The organism is Clostridioides sp. ZZV15-6597, assembly GCF_020657815.1.
In the GTDB taxonomy this organism is placed as follows: domain Bacteria; phylum Bacillota; class Clostridia; order Peptostreptococcales; family Peptostreptococcaceae; genus Clostridioides.
On sequence record NZ_JAGWCT010000009.1, the window covers coordinates 1 to 14,263 of the forward strand.

The 14,263-nt window shown below is 25.3% G+C and carries 13 protein-coding genes; 8 read left to right on the forward strand and 5 right to left on the reverse strand.

The features are described 5' to 3' along the window. Positions 1–104 precede the first annotated feature (104 nt). The 5 genes from KGF52_RS03565 to KGF52_RS03585 all read right to left on the reverse strand — a co-directional run bounded on the left by KGF52_RS03565 (position 105) and on the right by KGF52_RS03585 (position 3,227). Positions 105–503 carry a hypothetical protein gene (locus KGF52_RS03565; protein ID WP_227839155.1) on the reverse strand — a complete coding sequence of 133 codons (399 nt, stop codon included), beginning with the start codon at positions 501–503 and terminating at the stop codon, positions 105–107. Next, positions 494–1,126, reverse strand: a complete 633-nt coding sequence (locus tag KGF52_RS03570; protein ID WP_227839156.1) for an FtsX-like permease family protein — start codon at positions 1,124–1,126, stop codon at positions 494–496. Before KGF52_RS03570 ends, KGF52_RS03565 begins: the two co-directional genes overlap by 10 nt. After that, on the reverse strand, positions 1,116–1,868 hold the full coding sequence (locus KGF52_RS03575; RefSeq protein ID WP_227839157.1) for an ABC transporter ATP-binding protein: 753 nt from the start codon (positions 1,866–1,868) through the stop codon (positions 1,116–1,118). Before KGF52_RS03575 ends, KGF52_RS03570 begins: the two co-directional genes overlap by 11 nt. A 376-nt stretch (positions 1,869–2,244) precedes the next feature. Beyond that, the gene (locus KGF52_RS03580; RefSeq protein ID WP_227828778.1) at positions 2,245–2,421 is read right to left on the reverse strand and encodes a hypothetical protein; all 177 of its coding nucleotides are present in this window, start codon (positions 2,419–2,421) and stop codon (positions 2,245–2,247) included. A gap of 224 nt (positions 2,422–2,645) precedes the next feature. Further along, positions 2,646–3,227 (reverse strand): TetR/AcrR family transcriptional regulator, encoded by a 582-nt coding sequence (locus tag KGF52_RS03585; RefSeq protein ID WP_227839158.1) that lies wholly within the window; start codon positions 3,225–3,227, stop codon positions 2,646–2,648. A 915-nt stretch (positions 3,228–4,142) separates the two neighbouring features. Here KGF52_RS03585 and KGF52_RS03590 point away from each other — a divergent pair. The 8 genes from KGF52_RS03590 (at position 4,143) to KGF52_RS03625 (ending at position 14,257) form a co-directional block, all read left to right on the forward strand. Continuing rightward, the gene (locus tag KGF52_RS03590; protein WP_227839159.1) at positions 4,143–4,853 is read left to right on the forward strand and encodes a LytR/AlgR family response regulator transcription factor; all 711 of its coding nucleotides are present in this window, start codon (positions 4,143–4,145) and stop codon (positions 4,851–4,853) included. Continuing rightward, a complete protein-coding gene (locus KGF52_RS03595; protein ID WP_227839160.1) occupies positions 4,847–6,166 on the forward strand; it encodes an ATP-binding protein in 1,320 nt (439 codons plus the stop codon). Before KGF52_RS03590 ends, KGF52_RS03595 begins: the two co-directional genes overlap by 7 nt. A gap of 488 nt (positions 6,167–6,654) precedes the next feature. Further along, a complete protein-coding gene (locus KGF52_RS03600; RefSeq protein WP_227839161.1) occupies positions 6,655–7,953 on the forward strand; it encodes a radical SAM/SPASM domain-containing protein in 1,299 nt (432 codons plus the stop codon). Continuing rightward, the gene (locus KGF52_RS03605; protein WP_227839162.1) at positions 7,950–8,966 is read left to right on the forward strand and encodes a radical SAM/SPASM domain-containing protein; all 1,017 of its coding nucleotides are present in this window, start codon (positions 7,950–7,952) and stop codon (positions 8,964–8,966) included. The genes KGF52_RS03600 and KGF52_RS03605 overlap by 4 nt, the downstream gene beginning before the upstream one ends. A gap of 55 nt (positions 8,967–9,021) precedes the next feature. Further along, complete coding sequence (locus KGF52_RS03610) at positions 9,022–9,183, forward strand: hypothetical protein (RefSeq protein WP_227839163.1); 162 nt, start codon at positions 9,022–9,024, stop codon at positions 9,181–9,183. 204 nt (positions 9,184–9,387) lie between these two features. Further along, complete coding sequence (locus tag KGF52_RS03615; RefSeq protein WP_227839164.1) at positions 9,388–11,937, forward strand: ABC transporter permease; 2,550 nt, start codon at positions 9,388–9,390, stop codon at positions 11,935–11,937. A gap of 38 nt (positions 11,938–11,975) precedes the next feature. Then, positions 11,976–13,220 (forward strand): radical SAM/SPASM domain-containing protein, encoded by a 1,245-nt coding sequence (locus tag KGF52_RS03620; protein ID WP_227839165.1) that lies wholly within the window; start codon positions 11,976–11,978, stop codon positions 13,218–13,220. Between the two features lie 47 nt (positions 13,221–13,267). After that, positions 13,268–14,257, forward strand: a complete 990-nt coding sequence (locus tag KGF52_RS03625) for a S8 family serine peptidase (RefSeq protein ID WP_227839166.1) — start codon at positions 13,268–13,270, stop codon at positions 14,255–14,257. Positions 14,258–14,263: the final 6 nt, after the last annotated feature.

Here is a 14,263-nt window from a genome sequence, read left to right on the forward strand (position 1 = left end):
TTAGGATTTACTGGTTTTAAAGTGGTGTCCTATGCAGATTTCTCTACATACGCAGTATAGTTTATATTTTTATAATTCTTTTATAAAGTTTTATAAACTATTTGTTACTGTTCAATTTCTTTTTTTGATATTTGATTTACACTTTGATTATAAGTGAACGTGTAATCTATAGGATTCTTTTTAATATTTTCGTTAATTCCTGTAACCATATTAGGTACATAGAATACAGCAAATAAGGCTCCTTCAATTAAAAATGCAATAACACACATATTTTTTACTGTTTGCTTGCCCATAAATCTCATCATACTAGTAGATATAATGTTCTTATAGTATTTTTCTGGGTGTTTTCCTCTTTTTGCATGTACCACTACATATGTCATAATCATGTAAATTCCAACAGCAGAGAATATATAAGTGATGCTCCATATAGATGGCAACCTGTAATTAAGTTTATTTATGACTATTGAAGGTACTACATAACCTAGAAGAAGTCCTAATACCATAAAAATGCTCCCAATATACCATACCAACTTTTCACTTCATGAACTGGTTCAGAGATTCTTTGGTCATTTAGTATATCAATTATATTTGTACGATTAATGAATTTTACTGAAAGTAAGAAAATACATAGAGTTACAAATATACAAAATATGAAACCATATATAAATCCTTGAGTTCCAAATTGGTACGCCATTTCTCTTGTATCAATAATTACTAATTGGAATATCTTCCATATACCAAAAGATACAGGTATACTTAATATAAGACCTAAAAGACAACAGACTATTGAAATAAGTAGTATTTCCGAAAATAGAATCTTTTTCAATTTTTTCTTATCTGTTCCTAGAGCCATAAAAATACCAATTTCTCTACTTTTAAATTTTAAAAATAGGGAAGAGGCATAAGTAATAAAAACAGCACATCCTAATATAGCAACTGCAAATATCATTATGGCTTGTTTTCTACTATCTCCACCAGTTGGAAGGATTGTTTGTACTGTAGGGCTAAAATAAATTAAAGCATATGAAGTTACTAAGACTACAGAAAGTATTATACAAAAGAATAATGTTGTATAGTTTTTCCAATTGTAGGCTCGAAGTTTTCCATATAATTTATTAATTGTCATCTTGACCGCCTCCCATTTCTTTTAAAAGTTCCAACAATTCGTCTAGGAATTCACGTCTTGAATTTGATTTTACAACTTCTTTGTAAACCATTCCATCTTTAAGGACAATAACACGGTCACAAAAACTTGCAGCAAAGCTATCATGTGTAACCATGAATATAGTAGCATCTAGTTCTTGTTTGGCTTTTAGGAATGAGTCAATTACTGTACGACAAGATTTGCTATCAAGATTACCAGTTGGTTCATCTGCTAATATCAAATCTGGATTGTTCATAAGAGCTCTTGCTACTGCTGTACGTTGTTTTTCACCACCAGATATTTCGGCAGGGTATTTTTTGAGTATATGTTCAATACCAAATAACTTGCATAGACTAGTAGCACGGTTTTCCATTTGTATAACTTGACCACCTTTGATAATTTGTGGAACACAAATATTTTCAAAGACACTAAGACCATCAAACAGCATAAAATCTTGGAATACAAATCCCAACTGCTGATTTCTAACTTCGGAAAGTTCTTTTTCCTGTAGGTTTCTTATATTATTGTTTCCAAGAGTTATTTCACCTTCATCAATTGGTATAAAGCATGAAATGCAGTTTAAGAGAGTTGTCTTTCCACTTCCAGATGCACCCATGATTGCAACGAATTCACCTTTATTGATTTCAAAAGAAATATTTTTTAATACAGGGTACGTTTTATTACCTGTCTTGTATGATTTACATAAATTGTTTACTTTAAGCATATATATCATCCTCGCTTTCGTTTATCTTGTAAGTCAATGATAGCATTTGAAAGGGGTCTGGGAATATAAGTCTCGTTGTAAGAATTGGGTGTTTTTTTGTAATGTTTGAATTAGAAAAATTGTTGAGAGGGTATTGCTACGATTATTTAGATAAAAGGTATGCTGATATGTAAAGGGTAGACTATTATAATTGTTTAGATAAAATTTATGTTAATGCGGTTGTAATTATTTTAATCAATAGAGTTGCACTTATTTTAATCAATAGAAAAGAGTATTATTGTGATAGGATAAAAACTAGTTGCCTAAAAAGCCTCTATAGGATAACTTGAAGACAACATAAAATAATTATATGTTTTTATCTTATGATATAAAAACACTATTTTTTTACTAAAAAAGCTACCACAATCAATAACGAAAATACAATTGAAAGTATTGAAAAAGTAAAGTGAGAATTTGAGTCATTGTTGCGATTATTAAGTTTTATCCAGAGTCCGCATATAATTGTACATACTAATAAAACTGCTGATATTATCCCTATAAATGTAAAAAACATTAAAATTCCCCCTTTATTTAATGTAAGTATTTGAGTCTATGAGAATATCTTTAAGTTATGTCAGAGTTATGTATCAAAACTAAATAGACATATAGTTAAACAAACATATAATTAAATATACATATAACTAAGTAGACATATAATTAAACTGAAATAGTACCAAACAGACATAATACTAAACACATATAAATACTAAATAGAGATAATACTAAACTGAAATAGTACTACTTTATAGTGTCTACTAAAAATAAATCTAATTGAGAGTCAATTAAAGCACTTCTTTTCTCAGCATCCATAATATCAATACCGCTATACCTTAAAAAAGCGTTAGAGCGAAGAAGAACTAACTGTATAAATGAAGTTATTTGATATGCAATAACCTTGTAATCTTCCTCAGTTTTGTTATTGTCGTGATTTTTATAATGAGCCCTAATCAAAGGCAATATTTCAAATGGATAAATAATGTCTTCCTGCACTAATATGTAAGGTACAGAAATCTCTATAAATTGACTATATAAAATTATAACATCACAAAATGTCATTAACATTTCTTTTAATTCTTGCCTAGGTGCTAAATTTTTTTTATCATGTGTAGCTTTATATTCATCCATATGGCATTTTAAAATTCTTTTTATAGCAGTGTTAATTAGTGCTTCTTTAGATTTAAAATAATAATTAATCATAGCCAAATTGACATTTGCTTTAGCGATGATTTCTCTAGCTGTGATACTTGAAATATCTCTATTTGAAGTTAATAGCTGGACTGTTGTGTTAATTAGTTGCTCTTTTTTTGAATCTATTTTCATATTTTTCCCCTTAAGAATTCCTCATAAAAAAATTAAACGTGTTTAATACACGTTTAGATACTATCACGAAAGCTTTTATATGTCAATGGAGTGTTAGTTTTTAAGTAGGTTAGAAGGTGGCAGTTTTTTTATAATTGTCTTGTTAAATTCATGATAAATAAGGTTATATGATACTAAGTTTAGGATGTGTTCTATCGACTATGTATTAATATATATAATTATTAAAGATTGTATACTAACAAATAGAATTATGTTAAAATTTATATTATAATGAAATAAAAAAATAAATAAGAAAGAAGCCAGGAGTTCTTAAGTTTGGCGACTTACTCCTAGCTTTTTATACAGTCACTCTTGGTAAGAGAGTACTCTAGTTAGAGAACTTTTTATATTGTTATCATCTTTTAATGCTATCATAACAATCATAAAACATTAATAATTTCGATATTTAAAAAATATATAAAATTATTAATGAAGCAATAAGCTTAAACTATATTAAGTATTGATTGTTATTAATAAATCTGTAAGAACTCCTTATCTTTAGTGCCAACATGCTAAAAATAGAGGGGAATTTTTTGTTGTAAATGACAAAGTTTTGTTATCATTTATATGATGTTAGACTCAGCATAATATCAAAAGAATAAAAATGTATGAAAACTATCATAGATACTGATTAAAAATATTCTAGAAGTAATGAAAAGAGAAGAGTGAAAAGAAAAAATGAAAATGGATTAATGAATAGGATAATAGAACAACAAAATGAGATAGAGAATATAAAAAGTTAAAGGAATAAGAATTAAGCAAAAATAGTATAGCCAACTCATTAAGCTTAGAAATAGCAATAGTAAAGAGATACTGTAATTTATAAATATGTGCTCTTAGCTATTTTTTCTATCTAAAGGATCAGGGGAGGTGCTTATGTATAGAATAGTTATTTGTGAAGATGATATTACACAAATGGTTTTTTTAAGAGAGTGTATATTAAAATCCTTAGAGGGAGTTTCTAGTCAAATTGAACTATTAGAGTTTAATTCAGGAGAAGAGTTATTGGAGTCAGCTTTAGAAGGAGTTGATATATATTTTTTAGATATTCAAATGCTTCAACTAACAGGGATGGATGTAGCTAAAATAATTAGAGAAACAAACGATACTTCTGAAATAATATTTATAACTTCAATAGTCGATTATATACAGGAAGGTTATAAGGTAAGGGCTTATAGATATTTATTAAAGCCTATAGATTTTGAGGATTTAAATGAAAATATTTTAAATTGCATATCAGATATTATTAAAAAAAGAGAAAACTTTATGCTGATAGAAAATAAAGGTATAATCAACAAAATTTTAATTAATAGTATTATGTATATAGAGGTCAGGAAAAAGGTTTTGACTATACATACTACAGATGGTATTTATAATACTAATAATAGTATGGATAAAATAGAGTTAGAATTAGAAAAATATAATTTTTTTAGATGTCATAAAAGTTATTTAATCAACATGGAATATATTCAACTTATATGTAAAAATACTGTAGTTATTAATAATGAAGATATTCCAGTCAGTAAATATAGAATATCTGATTTAAAGACAAAATTAACACATGTATTGGGAGATGTATTATGTTAGGGATAGATTTATGGGGGATTATTCTAGCTTTATTTTCTACAATGATAGAATGGATTGTATTAAAATTTATACTAGATGAACTTAGTGAGCTAAGAAAGAGCAAGTTGGCTTTAAATAGTAGTCTACTAACTGTAATTATAATAATTACTACTTTGACTATAATTGAGTTTGATATAAAGGTTAAGTTATTTATATGTATATTTATTACATATGTATTGTATAGAAGGAATTATGTGGTGGACAAATGGAAAAGTGTGCTTATAAGTTTATTATATTGGATGTTATTAATCGGATTTGATAGCATTGGATTAAGTATAGTAGGCACACTTAACTCTATACAAGATATGAGTGATTTATTAGATAATAATTTGTTAAAAGTAGAATTAATGATTATATCTAAATCACTACTAATAGGATTAATACCATTACTTAAAGCTATCAGATTAAAAATAAAAATAAATAAGAAGGATTGTATCTATTTATTTTTTCCACTAATAGCAAATATTATTAGTATAATAGTTGTATTTGGATTTATTTTTAAAGATAAGAGTATCAATCCTACCGAAAGTTTGACAATACTTGTTATATCAATTGTATTTTTACTTTCAAATATTTCGTTAGTAAGTATTATAGGTAGAATAATAAAAGACAATAACTTAAGGATAGAGCATGAAATTACAGAAGAAAAGATGAATATACAATATAAATACTATTTAAATTTACAGGAATATCAGTTGAAAACAAGAAAATTATATCATGATATGAGTAATCATATTATTTGTATTCAGAATATTTATGGTAAAAATGAGCTTGCAGATAAGTATATTAAAGATATAAATAAACAAATAAAGGAATGTAATACTATATTTAATACACAAAGTATGATTCTAGATGTTATTTTAAGTGAGAAGAAATCTATTTGTGATATGAATGACATAGATTTTTTAGTAGATATTAATTTTTTAGAATGCAATTTTATAGAAATGGCGGATGTCTGTAGTATATTTTCAAATATGATAGATAATGCAATAGAAGCTTGTAATAAGATTTACGATACAAATATACAAAAAAAGATTAAATTAAGAGGAACTATTGTAAATAGATTATTTGTAATTAAATGTGAAAATACAAAAATAAATGAGATTATATTAAAAAATAATAAAATTATTACAGATAAAAAAGATTCATTTTTACATGGAATAGGAATAAACAGTATAAAAAGTTCGGTAGAAAAGTATAATGGAAATGTAGAAATATATTCAGAGAAAAATAAGTTTATAATTACTATTTATATACCATTAGTTGGAAAGTGATTCCAGTTGGAGCTTTAAAATGCCTAGTTGGAGAAATAGTATTGAACAATGATATAGAGGATGTTATCTTTTAAGCATAGAAGATTTGGAGGCAGTAAAAATAATCGAATCTTGCGCTAATAAGGTAACATCCTTTTTAATTCTAAATAAGAGCATAGAACAAAAACAATATGACGAAAATATAGAAAAATTGATATGTATCTGATAAGCATAACCTTATTATCTTCAATACTAGGAATTAATTTTAATGTAACATATAGATATTCAATATATGCAAGATTAGTTATTATATGTCTTTTTACAATGTTGATACTTGAAATGATTAAGCAAGAAAGGGGGAGTAAGAAATGAAAAATCTCAAAATATAAGCTTAGTCAAGCTTATATTGAGTAATATAAAAATAGTAATGTAGTAATTGATATTGGCAATAAATATTTATTAAAAAATATTAAAAGAAAACGTTTTATTAGCTTAAGGAGGGCTTAATTATGATAGATTCTGAAGAAATGAGTTTTAATATAGAAGATTTAATTATTTATAGAAAAAATCAACGAGTAATCATTTATAATAAAAAATTTAGAAAGTATATTAGACTATCTGAGGAAATATATAAGTATTTTCTTTTAAGCCAAGAAAATAAAATGAATGCCTATGATTTTGTAAATTGTTTTGATGATGAAAGTGATAGAAAATATATTATTAATCTTATAGATATTATGAATAAAAATAAAATTTTTAAAAGTAACAATTTAGATACTGGTGGATTAAGGAATGAAATAGCAATTTATTTTTGTTTAACAAATAGATGTAATTTATTTTGCAAACATTGTTGTGTTGAATCTTCTTCTAATAAGAAAGATTTACTTAGCACATATGATTTAAAAAATATAATAGATATAATATCAATTTTAAATGTTTCTCATATAGTTGTAACTGGTGGAGAGCCATTAGTAAGAGAAGATTTTTTTGAAATAATTAAATATATAAGACAAAGATTACCTAATACTAAATTAATATTATCTACAAATGGAACTTTAGTAGATGAACATAACATTGATTTTATTATAGATAATTTTGAAAAAATAGATATTAGTATTGATGGAGTAGATGAAAATACTTGTAGTGAAACACGAGGAAGAGGTGTATTTAATAAAGTAATAAACTCTGTGAATCTATTAAAAGAGAATGGATTCAATAATATAAAGTTATCTATGGTATTTGGTCAAAAAAATGCTCACTTAAATCAACAATTTAAAGATTTAAATAAAAAACTTGGGACAGAATTCGTTGAAAGATGTTTTATTCCAACAGGAAGAGGTTTAGAAAATAAAGAAAATTATCTGTTTGAAGATACAGTTCTTCCAATTACGATTCCCTATATTTTAGATAATGAATTAAAAAAATTTAAAGATAAAAAAAATAAAAAAATGGGATGTTGTGCATGTAATGCAGGAAATTCCCAAATATTTATAAATTATGATGGAAATGTATATCCTTGTCCTTCACTGATAAAGGATGAATATAAAATGGGAAATATATTTGACAATGAATTTGTACAAGTTATAAAAGGAAATAAAACAAGGAGCTTAAAATCTTTGATTAAATTAGAAAGTATTTATCCATATAACTTTGAAAAATGTAAAGATTGTGACGTGAATATTTTTTGTTGGCATTGCCCAGCGATATTAGATTCAGTTAAGGATAATGAGCTAGAATTGGATAGATGGTGTAGGATGATGAAACATAATTTAAATACAGCTGTATGGGGAGATGAAAAAGTTAATTGAAATTTACTATATTTGTAACTGAAGACTGCAATTTGAGATGTACATATTGCTATGAAGGAAATGATAAAAAAAAAGAAAATATGAGTTATGAAACTGCTGATAAAACAATAGATTTTATTTGTAACAAGGAATTAGAAAGTGATAGTGATTATACAACAATTGTTTTACATGGGGGAGAGCCATTTATAAATTTTGATTTGATTAAGTATATACATAGAGAGTTAGTAAATAGATTGAATGACAAAGAAATATTATTTGATATAACTACAAATGGAACTATTATAAATGATGAAGTAATAGAGTTTATAGCAAAGAATATAAAAAATATATCAATAAGTATTGATGGAACAAAGAATATACATGATACAAATAGAATATATGCTAATGGAGTAGGTACTTATGAAAAAGTAATAGAAAATGGAAAAAGACTTATAGAGAAAGGTATATACGTTAGAGCAAGAATGACATATAACTCGAATACCGTTAAATATCTTTATGAGAGTGTATATGATATAGCAAAACAAGGATTTAAAAATATAGCTCCAATTTCAGATTTTATGGATAAAAATTGGGATGATTCTCATATTAAAATATTAAATGAACAAATTAGTAAAATTATAGACATTAAAAAAAATTATCCGGATATAGATATCTCCGTTTTAGATAAACAATTTATAAACAAGAAAAAAGGAGACTGTTTTGGAGGTATAAATAGTTATGCAATAGATGTTAGAGGAGATGTATATCCATGTACAGTATGTGTGGGAGAACATGATGTTTTACTAGGAAATATATATGACGGATTGGATGATAAAAAAATTAAGAACCTTATAAAAATTTATATATCTAAGAATGAAGAGTGTGATGGATGTACTAGATTTGATTATTGTATGTCAACTAGATGTAAACTTATAAATAAAAAGGTAACAGGTAAATTCTATACTCCAGTTCCAATTTACTGTGGATTAGAAAGAGTTTATGTGGAAACAACAAAAAAGTTATGTAGTTTATAACCTAGTTTAACTAGTTATAATAAATATAATATAAAAGTAAAGGGGGATATGTATTATGATACATATAAGAAAAATCGAAGAAAAAATAGAACTTCAAGATGTTGAGGTGCAAGCAGATCCATGTAAATGGTATTATGACAAGCATGGAATAATTTCGCAAATAGACTGTATGGAAGATTGTGCAGGAAAAACTCCAAAAGGAACAGTAGCATATTAAAAAAGATTAGTCAATCTATTAAGTGTTGAAAGTACTAGATGTAGTTTTTATGAATGAAATATGCTTTTCTAGAATCTAGTATTTTTAATAATTAAATTTAACTAGCACAACGAGTTAGTTAGTATTTAATGAATAGGACTCTATAATCTACTATTTTAGATTATAGAGTTTTTCTTGTAAATGTGAATAAGGAGAATTCTAATTATGATCAATATTAAACTTGCGGTGTCATATTTAAAAAGACAAAAAGGAAAAACTTTATCATTAATATTTAGTATAGGGATTGCTGTTATGCTAGTTTTTTCATTAAGTGTTATTAAAGAGTCTCAAGGGCAATCAGATATAAATCATGCATACAAAAATTCAGGAGATTATCATGCTTTTTATGAAGATGTAAATAGCGATATAGTAAAAAAACTTAATGGTGAAGAAGATATAAAAGAATTCAATGATGTACTTAAATTTGGGGAAATTGTAAGTAAAGATAATGGGGCATCTATAAATTTGTGTTCTTATAATAAAAATTTTTTAGATTCTACTAGATATAAGTTAGTTAGGGGTAGAGAACCTAGAAATTCTAATGAATTAGCAATAGAACAAAAAGTTTTAGATAAAATGGAACTAGATGTTAAATTAAATCAAACTATTGATTTTCAGATTGTTAATGAGTATGTAAATAAAAATAATGAAAATGCTATTTACAGTAAAGATAAGCAATTTAAAATAGTTGGTATTTTAAGTAAGCCTGATGAATACTATGAAAGTTTAAATGAATATAAGGTAAGAGCTTTTACATATTCAAACAATGGTAAAGGTATTGTTCCATCTGAATTAATAAATCATATGGGTACATTAAAGCTTAATACAAAAGATTTAGACACTCAGAAAGTAGTGAATCTAGGGGTAAAACATAAGTTAACAAATAATCAGTTTTATCCAAACACAGAAGTAAGTATGGCTATGTCTATGAAAAATATTTCAAAAACAACAACTTACTCAATAAAGCAAAGATTATTACCTTTATTATGTGCAACATTAGTAATATACAACATGTTTAACATAATAATATTAGATATGACCAAGCAAATCGGTTTACTTAGAGCTGTTGGAGCCAGCAAGAAAAATATTAGATGTATATTTTTTATTCAGAGTATTGTAGTTTTATCCGTGGGTATAGTAATAGGTTTACTTGGAGGTATAGTTTTTTCTTACTTAGGTCTTATGATTGTATATGATAAAAGTGCAGAATTAACTATAAATACAAATTCTATAATTGAATCTATCATCATGTCGATTATAGCAGTTATATTAGCCTCTGTAGTACCTATATATAAAGCTGGAAATTTATCTATAATTGATGCTATAAAAAAGACAGATAAGTTAAATTATATTCCTAAGTTTTTGTTGTTAAAATCAAATAAAAAAGTTGTTGGAATTATAAATGAGATAGCTTTTAAAAATATATTTAGGAATAAGGTTACATCAATAATAATTATTATTACGATAGCACTATGTGGAATTTTATTTATAGGGAGCTTAACTTCTACAAAATTCATATATGGAAAAGAGTCAGACTCAGCTAATATAACAAGTAAATCATATGGTAATTTTGATATTTATCTGGGATATTCACCAATAAATGCAAATTATACATTTTCTAAGTATGATAACTCTTTATTAGATGAAATAAAAGCTATTGATGATGTAACGGATATTGAACCTAATATTTATTTAGATGGATATCTAAAAAGTGCTGACTTAGAAAAAAGTTATTTGGATGAATTAAAGAGAACTGAAACAAATAATAAAAATGAATCTACAGCTTTAATTAGGGGTTACAATAAAGAGTTGTTAAATAATATAGATAAGTATATAGATAAAGGTGAAAATGTGTATAGTTATACAAAGAGTGATTATAAAAATATTTTATTGGTAAATAATTTTTATTCTAGAATTGAAATGTCAAATAACGCTCAAATTATAAAATCACCTAAAGTAGGAGATTTAATAGATATAAAAATTCCTGTATATAAAGGTGGAGAGTATAAATATATAAATACAAAGGTAAGAATAGCTGGAATAATGAAAAATAGCTATATATCAGAGCAAGATGGAGAATCTCAATCTGGTGGAATTCAAGTGATATTTAATGAAAAGGATTTAAAAGAACTAACAGGGATAAATGATTATAATAAAGCTTTCGTGAAGATAAAAAAAGGAACAGATGAAAAAGTAATAAAAGAAATAAATAATATAATAGAAAAAAATGGGTTTTCAGATATAGAGGGAAGATATGTACGTAATCACTTTGGTGATCACTATAATGATTCTTCATATAAATTAGCAATGATTTGTGTATTTGGAGTTTTGTTAATATCATCTATAAATATTATTTTTATAGTTAGGTCAAATATAATTGTAAGATTGAGTGAGATATGTACATTCAGAGCAGTAGGAATGTCCAAGAAAAATGTAAAAAGAATGTTAATAAAAGAAAACATCATATATGGAATATTAAGTATGCTTGTGGCTGGAATCATATCTAGTTTCAATTATTATAAAATGGTTTCTGAAACTAATAAACTTAATCAACAGATATATGGTATAAGTAATTCTGTTAAATTTGAAATTCCAATATTTGAAATTTTAATATTTGGCTTAATATCTGTTTTCGTTTGTGTTATTGCAGTTTATTTTTCTAATAGAATGATAAATAAACTTAGTATAGTAAGTGGTATAAAAGAAAATGAATAAAATTGCTAATTTAAATATATTGGAAAGGAATAGAAGAAATGAATAACTCAAATAAATATTTCCTAAATTGTATATGTGAAAAAATAATAAATAGTAATCAAGTTATTCTTAGTAATAAAGTAAATGGAAGGTGGATTAAAATTCCAATAGAATGTTATGAAGTTCTAAAGTATTCAGTAGATAATGAATTACAACTTGATAATTTATATGATGTATTCCAAGAAAACGAAGATAAAAAATATTATGAACGAGTTATAAATGAATTGGAATATATAGGGCTTATAGGTGATTCTATTATAGACGAATTTAGACTAGAAAGAATAAATAAAATTTCATTTTCTCCAACAAATAGATGTAATCTAAGTTGTGATTATTGCTGTGTAGATTCTAAAATAGACAATAATGATTATTTAGAGACATCTCAAGTAAAAAAAGTAATAGATAATATAGTTCGATTAAATCCAAGGATATTAACAATTACAGGAGGAGAACCATTAATAAGAGATGATTTCTTAGAGGTATTGGATTATATAAAAGAAAAATTTAAAGGTAAGATAATTCTATCTACAAATGGAACTTTAATTGAAGAGAAACAGATTGATTACATAATTAATGGTCTATATGCAATAGAAATTAGTCTAGATGGTTATGATGAATTAAGTTGTAGTAAAGTAAGGGGTAAAGGTGTATTCAGTAAAGTATTAAAGGTGACTAAACTTATAAAATCAAAAGGATTCGAGAACATAGGTTTATCTATGGTTGTAGGAAAGAATAATGAAAAAGACATAGATAAATTCAATAAATTAAATGAAGATATGGGTACAACATCTATAATAAGAAACTTTATGAACATTGGTAGAGGAAATGAGAACTATAGTAGATATCTTAATGATAAGCTTGATATTGACTATATTTGTAAAGATGATTATGTAGATAAAAATAGTTTACGTTCAAATATGTGTAAAGCAGGTGCTAATCAGATAAGTATAGATTACAAAGGGGATGTATACCCATGTCCAAACTTAGAATATAAGGATTTAAAGATGTTCAATATATTGGAATTTAATGAAAGTATATTAGAGAATATTCTTAATAGGGAATTGGACATATTTAATAAATTTGATAAATTAAAACCAGTAAATATTGAAGAGTGCAAAGATTGTAAAGTAAATTTATTTTGTACTACTTGTCCATCGAAAATATACACTTTGAAAGATGACAAAAAAATGTTTGATTCAAATTGTAAAAAAATGAAAAATATTTTAGAACCTATAATATGGTAAATGTTGGTTTTATGTTTAAAATAGCTTATTTTAGAGGTGATTATTAATTGAATAAAGTAAAAATAGCAGTTTTAGACACAGGGTTAGATATAAATGATGATGATATGAATGGAAATTATGTCTATGATTCAAATTTTCAATTGGAAGATTTGGGGGGGAGGGAAATAAATGATATAAATGGGCATGGAACTTTTGTATCAAAAACTATATTAAATATAAGTAAGAATGTCCAAATTTATCCTATTAATATCTTTAATGATTCTGGAAAAACAAGCTCTTTAAATCTTCTTAATACGTTGAGTAAGTTGACTATGTCAGATATACATATAATAAATATTTCAGCAGCATCTATTAATAGTAGATATGAAAAAGAATTAGAAAAAACTTGTAATATTTTGAATAGTCAAGGTAGATTTATTATTTGTTCAAAACATAATAGATATGAAGAGAAAGAAAGTATTCCTACTATATTTGAAAGTGTTATTGGTGTAGTAGGTAATGAAAATATATATAAAAATAATCAGTACATATATAAACAGAAAAATAAGATTCAGATGTATGCAAACTCAAAAGATAACTTTATTAAATTTAAAGATAAAGTAACTCATTTTGGTAAAAATAGTAAAGCTTGTGCAGTGGCAACTGGTATTATTGCAAATATATTAAAAAAGAATCCTGATATTAAATTTAATGAATTAGAAGAAACACTTGTTCAAAGAAGCCAAAATAAAGAGGATTTAAAAATAGAAAATTTGGACATTCCAAGTTATAAATCTAATTTGATAAGATTAGATATAGCAAAGCAAATAATGAATGTGATAAATAGAGATTTCTCAAAAACGAAGATAAATTTTGATTTTGTAAATGAATATTCTTTATTTAATAACTTTACATGTATTGGAAATTATAATGCATATGATTTTTTAACTATTTTAAATAAAGAGTTTAATATTGATATTGACTATAGAGGAGTATATTTATATCAATTAGAGGATTTAAACAGGGCAGTAGATCTTATTTACGAAAATTTGATTTAAAAAAAT